13 protein-coding genes are annotated in these 14,644 nt (G+C 63.6%); 9 read left to right on the forward strand and 4 right to left on the reverse strand.

What is annotated here, in order from left to right; all coding sequences use genetic code 11:
- Nucleotides 1-167: 167 nt before the first annotated feature.
- Complete coding sequence (locus FG93_RS19365; protein WP_161783848.1) at nucleotides 168-1,097, forward strand: DMT family transporter; 930 nt, start codon at nucleotides 168-170, stop codon at nucleotides 1,095-1,097.
- Between the two features lie 72 nt (nucleotides 1,098-1,169).
- On the opposite strand, the gene gpt is transcribed toward FG93_RS19365, so the two are convergent.
- The 4 genes from gpt to FG93_RS19385 form a co-directional block, all read right to left on the reverse strand.
- A complete protein-coding gene (gene gpt / locus FG93_RS19370; RefSeq protein WP_043237198.1) occupies nucleotides 1,170-1,679 on the reverse strand; it encodes a xanthine phosphoribosyltransferase in 510 nt (169 codons plus the stop codon).
- Between the two features lie 116 nt (nucleotides 1,680-1,795).
- On the reverse strand, nucleotides 1,796-3,631 hold the full coding sequence (locus tag FG93_RS19375; RefSeq protein WP_052513941.1) for a PAS domain-containing methyl-accepting chemotaxis protein: 1,836 nt from the start codon (nucleotides 3,629-3,631) through the stop codon (nucleotides 1,796-1,798).
- 337 nt (nucleotides 3,632-3,968) lie between these two features.
- Nucleotides 3,969-4,727, reverse strand: coding sequence for a molybdopterin-binding protein (locus FG93_RS19380; protein WP_043237200.1), 759 nt, complete (start codon nucleotides 4,725-4,727; stop codon nucleotides 3,969-3,971).
- 220 nt (nucleotides 4,728-4,947) lie between these two features.
- Nucleotides 4,948-5,805 (reverse strand): FkbM family methyltransferase, encoded by an 858-nt coding sequence (locus FG93_RS19385; protein ID WP_043237201.1) that lies wholly within the window; start codon nucleotides 5,803-5,805, stop codon nucleotides 4,948-4,950.
- A gap of 177 nt (nucleotides 5,806-5,982) precedes the next feature.
- On the opposite strand from FG93_RS19385, the gene FG93_RS19390 reads away from it, so the two are divergent.
- From FG93_RS19390 to FG93_RS19425, 8 genes are all read left to right on the forward strand, one after another.
- Nucleotides 5,983-7,377 (forward strand): selenium-binding family protein, encoded by a 1,395-nt coding sequence (locus FG93_RS19390; RefSeq protein WP_043237315.1) that lies wholly within the window; start codon nucleotides 5,983-5,985, stop codon nucleotides 7,375-7,377.
- A 42-nt stretch (nucleotides 7,378-7,419) separates the two neighbouring features.
- Nucleotides 7,420-8,037: a hypothetical protein gene (locus tag FG93_RS19395; protein ID WP_043237202.1), complete on the forward strand. Its 618-nt coding sequence runs from the start codon at nucleotides 7,420-7,422 to the stop codon at nucleotides 8,035-8,037.
- Between the two features lie 111 nt (nucleotides 8,038-8,148).
- On the forward strand, nucleotides 8,149-8,973 hold the full coding sequence (gene map, locus FG93_RS19400) for a type I methionyl aminopeptidase (RefSeq protein WP_043237204.1): 825 nt from the start codon (nucleotides 8,149-8,151) through the stop codon (nucleotides 8,971-8,973).
- Nucleotides 8,970-9,710 (forward strand): DNA repair protein RadC, encoded by a 741-nt coding sequence (gene radC / locus FG93_RS19405; RefSeq protein ID WP_043237206.1) that lies wholly within the window; start codon nucleotides 8,970-8,972, stop codon nucleotides 9,708-9,710. The genes map and radC overlap by 4 nt, the downstream gene beginning before the upstream one ends.
- A gap of 559 nt (nucleotides 9,711-10,269) precedes the next feature.
- On the forward strand, nucleotides 10,270-11,685 hold the full coding sequence (locus tag FG93_RS19410; RefSeq protein WP_043237208.1) for a circularly permuted type 2 ATP-grasp protein: 1,416 nt from the start codon (nucleotides 10,270-10,272) through the stop codon (nucleotides 11,683-11,685).
- Between the two features lie 70 nt (nucleotides 11,686-11,755).
- Nucleotides 11,756-12,697, forward strand: a complete 942-nt coding sequence (locus FG93_RS19415) for an alpha-E domain-containing protein (protein WP_043237319.1) — start codon at nucleotides 11,756-11,758, stop codon at nucleotides 12,695-12,697.
- Nucleotides 12,698-12,781: 84 nt separating this feature from the next.
- Entirely contained in the window at nucleotides 12,782-13,609 is an 828-nt protein-coding gene (locus tag FG93_RS19420) for a transglutaminase family protein (protein WP_043237209.1), read from the forward strand.
- 203 nt (nucleotides 13,610-13,812) lie between these two features.
- The gene (locus tag FG93_RS19425; RefSeq protein WP_043237211.1) at nucleotides 13,813-14,562 is read left to right on the forward strand and encodes a peptidase; all 750 of its coding nucleotides are present in this window, start codon (nucleotides 13,813-13,815) and stop codon (nucleotides 14,560-14,562) included.
- Nucleotides 14,563-14,644: the final 82 nt, after the last annotated feature.

A 14,644-nucleotide genomic window follows, 5' to 3' on the forward strand; every position in this document is an offset into this window, starting at 1 on the left:
AGCGCGAGGGCGAGGCGAGCAATCGTCGCTTCGCCCCACTGCCAGGAACTCTCCCGTTGCTGCGCCATGCGCCGCCGACAGCCCCCCTCGCCTGTCTGCCGCGCTTGTCGCGCGATGGCCGCAGCCCGCATATGGCGCTGCCGCGCCGCCCCTCCGAGAGTTTTCGCGTGAATCAAGCCGTCCGGCCGCAATCGCTGCCCCCCGCCAGGCAGCAACGCCCCTGGCTCGGCTTTGTCTGCGGCATCTTGGCGGCGGCGATCTGGGGCATTCAGGCCGTAATCTCACGGCAATCGGTCGCGGATGGCATGACCGCCGCCGATGTCACGATCCTGCGCTTCGCGGCTGCCGCGCTCGTGCTCCTGCCCTTCGCGCTCAGGCGTATGAAGTCATTTCCGGTCGGCAAGCTCGGCTGGCGGCGCGCCCTCATCCTGACGGCGATCGTCGGCCCGATCTACAGCCTGATCCTGGTCGGCGGCGCCCATTTCGCCCCCGCCCTGCATTCCTCCGTCATCTCGCCCGGGCTTATCCCCGTTTGCACCGCGCTGCTTGCCTGGTGGGTACTCGGCGAGCGCGCGAGCACCGCTCGCCTCGCCGGCCTCAGCGTCATCGTGCTCGGCGTCGCGCTGTTCTCGATGGAGGCCCTCGCCAATACGCCGATGCGCGAAGGCGCCTGGGTTGGCGATATGCTCTTCGTGCTGATTGCCTTGCTCTGGTCGGTCTTCGGCCTGCTGTGCCGGCGTTGGGGCGCGGATGCGATCGAAGTCACCATGGCGACCTGCCTGCTCTCAGTGCCACTCCTGCCGCTCGTGGCGCTCGTGCTGCCCGTGCATTTGACGCAGGTGGCACTTTCAGCCGTCGCGCTCCAGGCGATCTATCAAGGGCTGCTGGTCGGCGCCTTCGCGCTGTTTCTCTACACGCAGGCCGTCGCCACCCTCGGCGCCGGGCGGGCCGCCCTGTTCCTGCCGCTGGTGCCGGTCGTCACCGCTCTCTCCGGCGCGCTCCTGCTCGGCGAGCGGCCGTCCCCGATCGAGATCGCCGGCATGGCGCTCGCGATTACCGGCATGCTGATCGCGTTGCGTGCTCGCAGCCTGGCGTAACGAGCCCCGGCCCTGTCTTTCCGAACACCCCGCTGCCCCCCGGAATGACCGCACAAGCGGCGAAGCCTGACCTCAGCCCTTATGATCCTTCGCGATCGGCTCGACATAGGCCAGGCCCATATCCCAGGGGAAATAGATCCAGGTGTCCTGGCTGACCTCGGTGACGAAGGTATCGACCGTCGGCACACCGGCGGGTTTGGCATAGACCGTGGCGAAATGGGCATTGGGCAGCATCTCGCGCACGACGCGCGCCGTCTTGCCGGTGTCGGTGAGGTCATCGACAACCAGCACGCCCTTGCCCTTGCCGTCACCAATCGCCTTGATCGAGGGGGCAACATCCTTCAGCACCTTGAGCTCGGACTGGTTCTTGTAGTCGTGGTAGCTCGCGACACAGACCGTCTCGATCAGGCGCAAGCCCAATTCGCGGCAGATGATCGCCGCCGGTACCAGGCCGCCGCGGGTGATGCAGACGATGGCTTCAAAGGGCCCCTTCTCGGCCAGCCGCCAGGCGAGCGCGCGCGCATCGCGATGGAACTGGTCCCAGGAGACGGGGAAGGCCTTGTTGGAGGTCGGTTCGGCCATGGGAGAGCTCCGGGGCGGCTGTCACGGTTTCTGTGACAATCCGGAAAGCCTATAAGCGGGGCGCTGGCAAGAGGTGCGCCCCGCTTCATCCCCAATCGGTGGTGTTTCAGCGGGTTTCAGAACTCCGACCAGCCATCGGCATTGCCGCCCGCCGCGACGCGCCTCAGCTTCGGTGCCGACTTCGTCTGCGATAAAGGGGCGCCGGATGTCGCCCTGGTGAGATGCGGCGCCCTCTGCTCGATCTGGCGCGCAATCACGGTCTCGAAGCGAGCCTCGCTCTCCTGGAGCCGGAACGCAGCGACCATCGCGCTGAGGCGCTCGGTATCCTGCCTCAGCCCCTGCGCCACCTTCGAGCTTTCATCGGCAAGCAGCGCGTTCTGCTGGGTAATCTCGTCCATATGGGCGACGGTCCTGGCCATCTCATCGATGCCGTTGGCCTGCTCGGTCGTTGCTTCCGAGATCTCGTTGACCGTCGAGGCGACGCGGCTCGCGGCTGAGACGATCTCCTGAAGCGTCGCACCGGCATTCTTCACCAGACTGACGCCGGCATGGATCTGCTCACTCGAATTGGCGATCAGCGCTTTGACGCCATTGGCGGACTCGCTGCAACGCGCGGCGAGCGCCCTCACCTCGGTTGCCACGACCGCGAAGCCGCGCCCGGCATCCCCCGCGCGGGCCGCCTCGACCGCTGCGTTCAGCGCCAGCAGATTGGTCTGGAACGCGATGCCGTCGATCATCGAGATGATCTCGGAAATACCGGCCGAAGCCTGCTCGATCCGCGTCATCGCACTCACCGCCTCGGCAACGATCGTGCCGCCGCGCTCCGCGACGTCGCGCGCCTCATGGCCGAGGCTAACGGCCGTGCGGGAGTGACCGGCGCTGTGCTTCACGGAAGCCGCGAGTTCCTCGGTTGTCGCGGCAGTTTCCTGCAGGCTGGAGGCATTGGCCTCGGTCCGCTCGGCGAGCTGGGCGCTGTCGGACGAGATCTTGCTCGAGGCGCTGGCGATCTGGTGTGAGATGTCGCGGACCGAACCAACCACCTCGGACATAGTGTCGAGCAGATCGTTGACACCGGCGCAGAGCTGGGCGACCTCGCCGGTCTTGCCCACGAGCGCGATGCGCCCCGTCAGGTCCTTGCCCTTGGCGCGAGCGATGACTTCGCCGGTCTCCTTCACCGCAGCCTCGAGTTGCTGGCCGCGGAAAGTCGCGGTGATGTCGGTCGCGAACTTCACGACCTTGAAGGGCGTGCCCTTGGCATCGAAGATCGGATTGTAGGATGCCTGGATCCAGACCTCCTTGCCGCCCTTGCCGATGCGGCGATACTGCGCGGCAGCGTATTCGCCGCGCCCGAGGCGCTCCCAGAACTGGCGATAGGCCACGCTCTCGCGTTCGACCGGATCGACGAACATGCGGTGATGCTGGCCCCGGATCTCGTCAAGCGAATAACCGAGCACGGCAAGAAAGTTCTCGTTGGCCGTCAGCACATGCCCTTTGAGATCGAATTCGATCACCGCCTGCGCCTTGCTGATGGCAGCTTGCTGCCCCTCAAGATCAGCGAGGCGGTTCTTCTGTGCCGTGACATCAAAGGCGTATTTGATCACACCCCGCGGCCTGCCGCCAGCGCCAAGGAGCGGGTTGTAGCTGGCCTGAATCCAGACCTCCTTGCCGCCCTTGCCAACGCGCAAATACTGCCCGGTCGAAAACTCGCCCCGTCCAAGATCCTCCCAGAACGAACGATAAGCCGCACTCTCGCGCTCGGCCGGATCGACGAACATACGGTGGTGCTGCCCCTTGATCTCACCGAGGGTGTAGCCCAGCACGCTCAGGAAGTTCTCGTTGGCGTTCAGGATCGTGCCGTTCAGATCGAATTCGATGACGGCTTGTGAGCGGTTGATCGCCGCCACTTGGGCGGCAACGCGTCGATTGGAGAACAGGTTGGAAAGGCGTGACATGCAACCCCCCGATCGCTGTTCCGGCACAGGAGCGCAGAGCAATCCGCGCGGGCCGGACACATGCAGCCCGCGCCGACACCGTCCCCCCCGGAACCGCCGCGCCGACATGAGCGCCGCCGGCAAGCCGACCGCAAGTTGATACTGATATTTGACGGTTTATAAATGGTTTAACATCAAAAAATCATGATGCATTCGTTCGGTCGAATACATATGGAACTATATCTTTTATTCATAAAGACCTAATCACCGTACAATCCGCCACCTATCAAAAGCAATCAATGTAATACATTGAATAAAATATAAATATATTCAGGAAGATAACTATGTAAAAAAGATATCATCGACGTAAGCGAGATTGCTCCTGCTCGATCATCTGCTTCACTGCGGCCATCGCCTGACCCAACCTCTCAGGGTCGCGTGAGCGCACCACGACATTGGTGTCGGGCCCGGTCTCCGACCAGAAGGGATAGGAGCCGATCGCGACCTGCGGATGAGCCTGAGCGATCTCGCCGAGAGCCGTGCCGATATCGCCTTCGCGCAGCCCCGCCCGCACTGTGTCCGACAGAATGCGTGTGCCTGTCTTGAGCGTGGGGCCGACCACGTCGAGCATCGCCTGCATGATCGCCGGCACGCCCGCCATGACGATGACATTGCCGATGATGAAGCCGGGAGCCTTCGAGACGGAGTTCGCGATCAGTTCACTGCCCTCGGGGATGCGCGCCATGCGCATGCGCGCCTCGTTGAGCTGGTCCGGCGGAAAGCGCTCGGAGAGCATCGCGACCGCGCGCGGGTCGACATCGATCGGCACGCCAAAAGCCGCAGCAACCGAGTCGGCCGTGATGTCGTCATGGGTCGGGCCGATGCCACCCGTGGTGAAGACATATGTGTAACGGGAGCGCAGCGCGTTGACCGCAGAGACGATCTCGTCGAGTGAATCGGGCACGACCCGGACCTGGCGCAACTCGATGCCGATATTGGTCAGATACTCGGCGATGTAACCGATATTCTTGTCCTTCGTCCGCCCCGACAGAATCTCGTCGCCGATTACCAGGATCGCGGCCGTGACAGGGGGACGATTCAGCGGTGCGTCGGTCATGGCCGGCTCCTCCAGATGCCGGACGGCAGGACATGCCGCCAGCTCGTGACGATGATGCTGATCCGCCGCCCACTCATGCCGCGCCGGGGTCGGAGCGCTGCGACATGAGCTTTCCTGATCACGCTTTAGAGCTAGGACCTTGGCGCGAACGGCTCAAGCGGCAGAAACGCCGTGTATGGCCTGCTCGCCATGCATGAAGCGCTGATCAGCGGCGAAAAAGTCAGCCGCGCTTGCGTTCGAAGATGAGGTTGAGGCGGGTCTGCGCTGTGAGGACATAACCGCTCGCGGTCAGCAGAGCGATAAGGTCGCTCTGCCAACGGTTGCGCGAGTCCTCGATGACAATCAGTTGCGGCCAGAGCGCTTCGGGCGCATCGCGCAAGAAAGGTTCGAGGATCAGGTCCTCTGCGCCCTCGACATCGAGCTTGACCGCGTCGAGACGGTCATAGCCCTCGTTCTCCATCAGGGCGAGCAGCGTCGTCGCCGGCACCCGCACCGTGCTGCCTGCGCTGGAGCGCAGGATGCGGACACTTGACTCGCCACGGTTGGTCGGGTCGAGAAACAGCGTCAATTCACCCGGCTTGTCGGCCAGTGCGCAGGCAACCGCCTTGACCGAGCCAAATGGATTTTGTGCGATATTGAAGGTCAGGCGCGAAAAAACCTCGGGCTGCGGCTCGACGGCCAGGATACGTGCTCCGGGGCCGGCTGCAGCCGCAACACAAAGCGAATAGGCGCCGATATTCGCGCCGATATCGATGAAGCGGAAGCCTTCACACTGGCGCGCCCGGTCCGTCAGCAGCTCGCGCTCGAAGCGGTCGAAATATTGCGGCGTGAACAGCACACGCTTCTCGCAGACATTGCCGTCCGGATAGAGGCGCATCTGCACGCCGAGCGCCTCGATATCGACCGGCTGGCCGGCAAGCGAACTCAGGCCGATGCGGCGCAGCGCATAGGCGAATTTGCGGCCGAGGTAGCTGTCCGGAGCGCCGCGCGTCCAGTGGATGATGCGGGCCACGAGCCCCTGAGGTGCGAAAGCGCCGAAGGGACGGGCTTCCGTCGATTGGATATCGTTCATTGCCATTGGAGCGCCTGATACACGTCAAAGCGGTCACGCGCCAGCAACTTGATCGATCAAGCAGCCCAGGTTCCGCTGCCCCCCTGCCTCCATCTCGAGCCAGAAAACAACAAGCCGCAACGCTGTGCCTAGGCTATACAGAGACCTGTTGTCCGGGGCGCTGGGGTGCTCGGGAGAATGATCATGGTAAGCTGGCGACCCGATCCTTCCTTCTACCCCTCGCCTCGGCTGGCAGCCAAGGCGCCCGCCGAGCGGCTGGCCTATGTAGCCTCCTTCGATCCGGAGCGCAGGACGCCCGACGCGATCGCCGTCGTCGACGTCGACCCCGCATCTTCGAGCTATGCGCAGATCGTCGGCCAGGTCGAGATGCCGAATACGGGCGATGAGCTGCATCATTTCGGTTGGAATGCCTGCTCATCCTGCCTGTGCCCGAATGCGCCGCACCCCCATATGGAGCGGCGCTACCTTGTCGTTCCCGGGCTGCGCTCATCGCGGCTGCATATCATCGACACCAGACCCGATCCGAGGAAACCGACGATCGCGCGGGTCATCGAGCCCCAGGAGGTCGCCGAGAAGGCAAGGTATTCGCGGTTGCACACCATTCATTGCGGGCCGGAGGGCATTTACGTGAATGCGCTCGGCAATGCCGAAGGCAAGGAGCCCGGCGGCATCTTCCTGCTCGACCCCGTCAGCTTCGACGTGCTGGGGCAATGGGAGATGGACCGTGGCCCGCAGAAGCTCGCCTATGATTTCTGGTGGCATCTCGGCCACGACACCATGGTGACCAGCGAGTGGGGCACGCCGGACACGTTCGAGGATGGGCTGATTCCCGAGGTCCTGCTCGGCAGCAAATACGGGCGACGCCTGCACTTCTGGGACCTGCACACGCGCAAGCATTTGCAGGAGATCGATTTCGGCGAAGAGCACCAGCTCGTCTTCGAACTGCGCCCGGCCCATGACCCAAGGAAGGCCTATGGCTTCGTCGGCTGCGTCATCAGCCTAAAGGACCTCTCCGCCTCGATCTGGACCTGGTATCGCGATGGTACGAGATGGGCGGTCAGGAAGGTTATCGAGATCCCCGCGGAGCCGGCCGATCCCGATCTCCTGCCACCGGTCCTGAAGGGGTTCAATGCGGTTGCGCCCCTTGTCACGGATATCGACCTCTCGATGGACGATCGCTACCTCTACGTGTCCTGCTGGGGCACCGGCGACATGATTCAGTACGACGTGTCGGATCCGTTCAAACCTGTGGAAACCGGAAGGGTCCGCATTGGCGGCATCGTTTCCCGCACCTCCCATCCCGGAGCGAAGAACGGCCATCTCAACGGCGGCCCGCAAATGGTCGAGATCAGCCGCGACGGCAAGCGGGTCTACTTCACCAACTCGCTCTACGGGGCCATCGACCCGCAGTTCTATCCCGATGGAATTGACGGTTGGATGGTGAAGCTCGATGTCGCAGAAAAGGGCGGCATCCGCTTCGACGACAGGTTCTTCGTCGACTGGCCCAAGGGGCACCGGCCTCATCAGGTCAGGCTGGAGGGTGGCGACTGTTCGTCCGATTCCTATTGCTATCCCTGATGCCCCCAGTCCCCGGCATGATCGCTCCAACGGGAGGCTGACATGTCGCCTTGGCTCATGCTCGCCGGGCTCGGGGCCTTCCATGGCCTGAACCCGGCTATGGGCTGGCTCTTTGCGGTTGCCCTCGGCCTGCACCGCGAGAGTCGTCGCGTCATGTGGTTGTCCCTTCTTCCGATCGCGCTGGGGCATGCGGCCTCGGTCGCCGTGGTGGTCGCAGCGGTTGTTGCCCTCGGGACCATCATCGACCACGGAGCGCTGCAAAGGGTCGCGGGCTTTCTGCTTCTGGGCTGGGCGGCCTCCCATGCCTTCTTCGGCCACCGGCATCGCGTTCGCGTCGGCATGCAGACGGGGCTTGCCGGACTTGGCATCTGGTCATTCCTGATGGCGACCAGCCACGGTGCCGGCCTGATGCTGGTGCCGGTCATCATCCCGCTCTGCCTTGCTGCGACGCCGGCGCGGGAACTGACTGCCATGGGTTCGCTGCCGGTTTCGCTGGCCGCCATCGCCCTGCACATGGCCGCAATGCTCGCGGTAACAGCCGCAATTGCGGCAATCGTCTATGAATGGCTGGGTCTGGCGCTTCTGCGCCGAGGCTGGATCAATCTCGACACGCTCTGGATCATCGTTCTGGCGGCGACCGGTCTCGGCCTGGTCATCTGAGGACCGCCAAGGCACGGTTTGCCCCCGTCAGTCGAACTGGTCTGCGCGCGATCATCTTGCGCAGCCGGCCAAACGCAATAGATATGATGGGCAAGGAGCTTCTTGCCCATCATGACATTCGACGAAAATCTGGGACGGGCGCGGATGCGCGAACCGGCCATCAAACTTCATGGTCCCGAAGCCTTCGCGGCCATGCGCAAGGCCGGCCGTCTGACCGCAGAAGGCCTCGACATGCTTGGCGAGCACGTCCGGCCCGGCGTCACTACGCAGCGCCTTGACGAACTCGCCTTCCAGTTCGCCATGGACAATGACGCCTATCCGGCGACCTTGTTCTATCGCGGCTATACCAAATCGATCTGCACCTCGATCAACCATGTGGTCTGTCACGGCATCCCGGACGACAAACCTCTGCGCGAAGGCGATATCCTCAACATCGACTACACGCTGATCGTCGATGGCTGGTACGGCGATTCCAGCCGGATGTATGGTGTCGGCGACATTCCCCGCAAGGCCGAACGGCTGGTCGAAATCACCTATGAGAGCCTGCTCCGCGGTATCAGGGCCGTGCGCGCCGGCGCTACGACCGGCGATATCGGTTTCGCCATCCAGCGCTATGCCGAGGCCGAGCGCTGCTCGGTGGTGCGCGATTTCTGCGGCCATGGCCTTGGCCAGGTCTTCCACGATGCGCCCAACATCCTGCATTACGGCAGCCCCGGCGAGGGCGTGCTGCTCAAGCCCGGCATGCTCTTCACCATCGAGCCGATGATCAACCTCGGCAAGGCGGGCGTGAAGGTGCTCTCCGACGGCTGGACGGCGGTAACCCGCGACCGCTCGCTTTCGGCCCAGTTCGAGCACACGGTCGGCGTTACCGAGACCGGCTGCGAGATCTTCACCCTGTCGCCGGCCGGCCGCGACAATCCGCTCGCGGCGCGATGAAACAAGATGGCGGTCAGCGTGGATCAAAGGTCCCGCCGCCGCCGGAAGAGCCCGCGGCCGTTGCTGTGCCGCATTATCACGGTCACCGTGCACGGCTGCGCGCCCGCTTCCAGGAGGCGGGACCGGACACCCTGCCCGACTACGAGCTGCTCGAACTCCTGCTCTTCCGTTCCATCCCGCAGCGCGACGTGAAACCGCTTGCCAAGGAGCTGATCCAGCGCTTCGGCTCTTTCGCCGAGGTGCTTGGCGCGCCGGCCGCGCGATTGACCGAGGTCAAGGGCGTCGGCGCGGGGGTTGCGCAGGATCTCAAGATCGTCGCGGCTGCCCTGCAGCGCATGGCCAGGGGAGCGGTGGCGAAACGCCCGGTGCTGTCGTCCTGGTCTGCGGTTCTCGACTATTGCCGAATGGCAATGGCCTTTGCCGAACGCGAGCAGTTCCGCATCCTCTTCCTCGACAAGAAGAACGCGCTGATCGCGGACGAGGTGCAGCAGACCGGCACGGTCGACCACACGCCCGTCTATCCCCGCGAGGTGATGCGCCGCGCGCTGGAACTCTCGGCGAGCGCGATCATCCTCGCGCATAATCATCCTTCAGGTGACCCGACTCCGTCGGGTGCCGACGTGAAGATGACGCGCGAACTCGTCGATATCGCCAAGCCCCTCGGCATCGTGATCCATGACCACGTCATCGTCGGCCGCGACGGGCATGTGAGCTTCCGGGGGCTGGGGCTGATCTAAAGCATCGGCCCGAAACGTGGATTGCGGTTTTCGGGAAAGCCGATGCAAACACAGAAGGTTAGATCTTCGAACCGGATACGATGTCCGGTCCGACGATCTAGGCGGCGCGAAGCTTTGCGCCGCAATCGGGCTCACTCACACTCTGCGTCAGGCCCTGCGGAACTGAGCACAGAACTCCTTCATACGGCCGACATAGTAATTGGGCGCCAGGATCGACTTCCGGCAGATAGAGCCCCGGCCGCGGCGCAGCGGCCGAATCTGTGTCCGGCGAGGTCCTGTGCGGCAGGACCGATGAGGCGCGGGCGACCGAGTGGCTGGCTGCGCTGATCATCCAGTTGATCGGCCAGGCCAGCGTAGCATCGGCGAAGACGCATTGTAGACGGCTCCGTCCCGCACCCTGCCCAAGGCGCCCAGGACAGCCTGCACCTGCACCACGTCGCAATCGGCGCGGATGGTGCCCAAGGATTGGGCACGGCCCGATTTATCAGTGATCAATCGCCCCCTTCCCGAACCGTCACGAATGCGCATAGGCTGGTCAAAACGGGGAAAGACGCCTGACATGGTCGCCTTCGACGAAATGACCGGCACCGGTGCCGAATTGCGGCCCGCTTACGAAGCGCTTGATCGTTGGTTGAAGGAAGCTCCACCCGAAATGCTGGCTCTGCGGCGCAGCCAGGCCGAACTCTTCTTCCGACGCATCGGCATTACCTTTGCCGTCTATGGCGACGAAGAATCGACCGAACGGCTGATCCCGTTCGACATCATCCCGCGCGTACTGACCAAGCCGGAATGGGCCAAGCTCGAGAAGGGCCTGCGCCAGCGCGTCACCGCTTTGAACATGTTCCTCGCCGACGTCTACGGGCCAAAGGAATGCTTGAAGGCCGGGATCATTCCGCCGGACCTGGTCTATCGCAACGCGTGCTACCAGTTGGAAATGGTCGACTTCCAGGTGCCGCACGGCATCTACTGCCACATCGCCGGCATCGACATCGTGCGCGTCGATGCTGACACGTTCTATGTGCTCGAAGACAATGCCCGCACCCCCTCCGGTGTCTCCTACATGATGGAGAACCGCGAGGTGATGCTCCGGCTCTTCCCGGAGCTCTTCGCGATGCACCGCGTCGCACCGGTCGACAACTATCCTGACCAGCTGCTCGCGACCCTGCGCTCGGTCGCGCCGCGCAGCGCCTCATCCGACCCAACGATCTGCCTGCTCACGCCCGGGCAATACAACTCGGCCTTCTACGAGCACTCCTTCCTGGCCGACAAGCTCGGCATCGAGCTGGTCGAGGGCTCGGACCTGCTGGTCAAGGACGATGTCGTCTACATGCGCACGACGCAGGGGCCCAAGCGCGTCGACGTGATCTACCGCCGCATCGACGACGACTTCATCGACCCACTGGTCTTCCGGGGGGATTCGGTGCTTGGCGTACCGGGCATCATCGGCGCCTACAAGGCCGGAAACGTCACGCTCGCCAATGCAGTCGGCACCGGCGTCGCCGACGACAAGGCGGTCTACAGCTACATGCCGGAGATCGTGAAATTCTTCACCGGCGAGGAGCCGATCCTGAAGAACGTCCCGACCTTCCGCTGCCGCGAGCCGGAGGCCAATGCCTATGTGCTCGACAATCTCGAGAAGCTCGTCGTCAAGGAGGTCAACGGTTCCGGCGGCTATGGCATGCTTGTCGGCCCCCACGCCAACAAGGCCCAGATCGAAGCCTTCCGCAAAAAGCTGAAGGCGCAGCCGGAAGGCTTCATCGCCCAACCGACCCTGGCGCTCTCCACCTGCCCGACCTTCGTCGCGTCCGGCGTCGCCCCGCGGCATGTCGACTTGCGGCCCTATGTATTGTCCGGCGCGAACGGCATTTCCTGCGTGCCTGGCGGCCTCACCCGCGTTGCGCTGAAGGAAGGCTCGCTCGTGGTCAATTCCAGCCAGGGCGGCGGAACAAAGGACACCTGGGTGCTCGATGCATGATGGCAACCGCGCATTTCCGCATTCCCGTTTCCAGGACGCCCCGCGCATTGCGAAAAGGCCGGATCTGACCATGCTCTCCCGCACCGCCGACAGCCTCTACTGGGTCTCCCGCTACGTCGAGCGCGCCGAATATCTCGCCCGCATCCTCGATGCGACGATGCGGCTCACCAACCTGCCCTCATCCTATGGTGGAGCCGGTACCGAATGGCACAGCGCGGTCGCGACCGCCGGCTGCGAGGAGACCTTCGCCAAGGCCTATGGCGAGGCGAATGAGCGCAATGTCTGCGATTTCCTTACCTTCAATCCGGACAACCTGTCCTCGATCCGCAACTGCTTTGCGCTTGCCCGCTCCAATGCCCGCGCGGTGCGCACCGCGCTCACCTCGGAAATGTGGGACGCGCTGAACAGCGCCTGGCTGGAACTGCAACGCTTCGAGAAGAAGCGCATGGACCGCGAGGAGTTCGCCAGGTTCCTCGACTGGGTGAAGAATGTCTCGTTGGTGTTCGACGGCTCGGCCTACCGGACCATGCTGCGCGACGACAGCTACTGGTTCTCGCGGCTGGGCGTCTATATCGAGCGTGCCGACAACACGGCCCGCATCCTCGACGTGAAATACCATGTCCTGCTGCCCGAGAGCGAACAGGTCGGCGGCTCGCTCGACTATTTCCAATGGACCACAGTGCTGCGCGAGGTCTCGGCACTGACCGCATATCACTGGGTCTATCGCGAGGCCGTGAAACCGCAATTGATCGCCGATCTGCTGATCCTCAACCGCCGCATGCCCCGCTCGCTCGCCGCCTGCTACGAGAACATCTCACGCTTCCTCGACGCTCTCGGCGACGCCTATGGCCGTCACGGCCCGGCCCAGCGCCACGCCCGCAAGACGCTGGCAAGCCTTTCGAACGCCCGAATCGACGCCGTCTTCCAGCACGGGCTCCACGAATTCATCTCGGACTTCATCAGCGAGAACGGTCGCCTCGGCCTCACGATCTCGGAGCAATATCTGCAATAAGGAGCGCGGCGGGCTCGCCTGCCCGCCCGCCGAACGCTAGATATGGACCGGAAACCAACGCGCCCATCGAGACAGCGATCGCCCATGCGGATCAGGATTTCCCACTCGATCACCTATGCCTATGACGAGCCCGTGCGACAGTTGACGCAGATCCTGCGGCTGACCCCGCGCGATCATGACGGCCAGCATGTGATGTCCTGGCGCATCGAGCCGACAGTCGACGGCAATCTGCGCGCGGGTCAGGATGCGCACGGCAATATCGTTCATACCTTCTCGGCTGATGGTCCGATCTCTGATCTCGCGATCCATGTCGGCGGCGTCATCGAGACCCTGGATCTCGCCGGCGTCATTCGCGGAACGATCGAGCGCGTGCCGCCCGAAGTGTTCCGGCGCGATACCCTGCTGACGACTCCTGACGATGCCTTGCGCGACTTCGCCATGACGGCGACGCGCGCCGACGCGACGCCGCTCGCCAAGATGCACGCATTGACAGAGGCGCTGCACGACCTCCTTGCCTGCGACCGGTCCGGCCAGCGTACTGGTGTCGGGGCGGCGGCTGCTTTCGCGGCAGGCGGCGGTATTCCGCAGGACCTCGCCCATATTTTCATGACCTGCGCACGCCAGCTCGGAATCCCGGCCCGCTATGTCTCCGGCTATGTCGCGCAATCCGATGCCCTGCCCGAGGCGGAGGGGGCGCACGCCTGGGCCGAGGCGCATCTCACTGATTATGGCTGGATCGGTTTCGATTGCGCCAACGGATTGTGCCCGATCGATACGCATGTCCGCATTGCAGCCGGCCTCGATTTCTCCGATGCGGCGCCTGTCCGCGGCGCACGCAAGGGCGGCAGCGGCGAAAACCTCGCCGTGCTGGTCAGCGCTCGCGCAGCCAACGCGCAGCTCGCCAATCAATAGGCGAAGCGATCGCGACTGCCGCAGCCGCCTGATGGCTGCCCGATCAAGATGTCCCAGGACGCATGAACGCGTCCGGACCGGCTATAGCATCGGCCCGAAAAGTGGATTGCGGTTTTCGGGACAGCCGATGCAAACACAAAAAGGTTAGATCATCGGACCGGATACGATATCCGGTCCGATGATCTATTTGAAGGAACCAGCCTGTGACCTATTGCGCCGGACTTCTTGTGCAGGACGGGCTCGTGATGATCGCCGACACCCGCACCAATGCCGGGCTTGATGACATCTCGACCTTCCGCAAGCTGCATGTCTTCTCCTGGCCGGGCGAACGCAGCTTCGCCCTGGCGACGGCAGGCAACCTCTCTGTCACCCAATCGGTGGTGAGCCTGCTCCATGAGGGGTTGCTCAACCCCGAGACCGGAGAACTCGACACGCTCCAGAGCGTTGGCTCGATGTTCCGGGCAGCGCAGCTCGTCGGCCGCGCGGTTCGCACCGTCCGGGAGATGGACGGCCCGGCCTTGGCGGAAGCCGGGCTGAAATTCGATATCTCTCTGCTTTTTGGAGGCCAGGTCATGGGCCAGCCCATGCGGCTCTTCATGGTCTACGGCGCGGGAAATTTCATCGAATGCGGCATGGATGCCCCCTTCCTCCAGATCGGCGAGCACAAATATGGCAAGCCGATTCTGGACCGGGCCGTGACCTTCAAGACCCATCTCTATGATGCGCTGAAGGTCGGCCTGATCTCGATGGATTCGACCATGCGTTCGAATCTGGGAGTCGGCCTGCCTATCGACCTGATCGTGATGCGGCGAAATGCCGAAGAACCGGAGCTCAACCGGCGTATCGAGGCCGGGGAACCCTATTTCCATGATCTGCGCGAGCGTTGGTCCGCTGCACTGCGCGCGGCGCATCAGGCGATCCCGCGCCCTCCCTACGGACCATCCGGAGGTTGAAATTTGACGACTGCGGGCCTGTTTAGCAACCGGATATCAAGAATCGGCTGCAAAGGTGCAGGTTCCGACGGTTCTGAGACCC

The sequence above is a fragment of the Allobosea sp. LC85 genome (assembly GCF_000735605.1).
Lineage (GTDB): Bacteria > Pseudomonadota > Alphaproteobacteria > Rhizobiales > Beijerinckiaceae > Allobosea.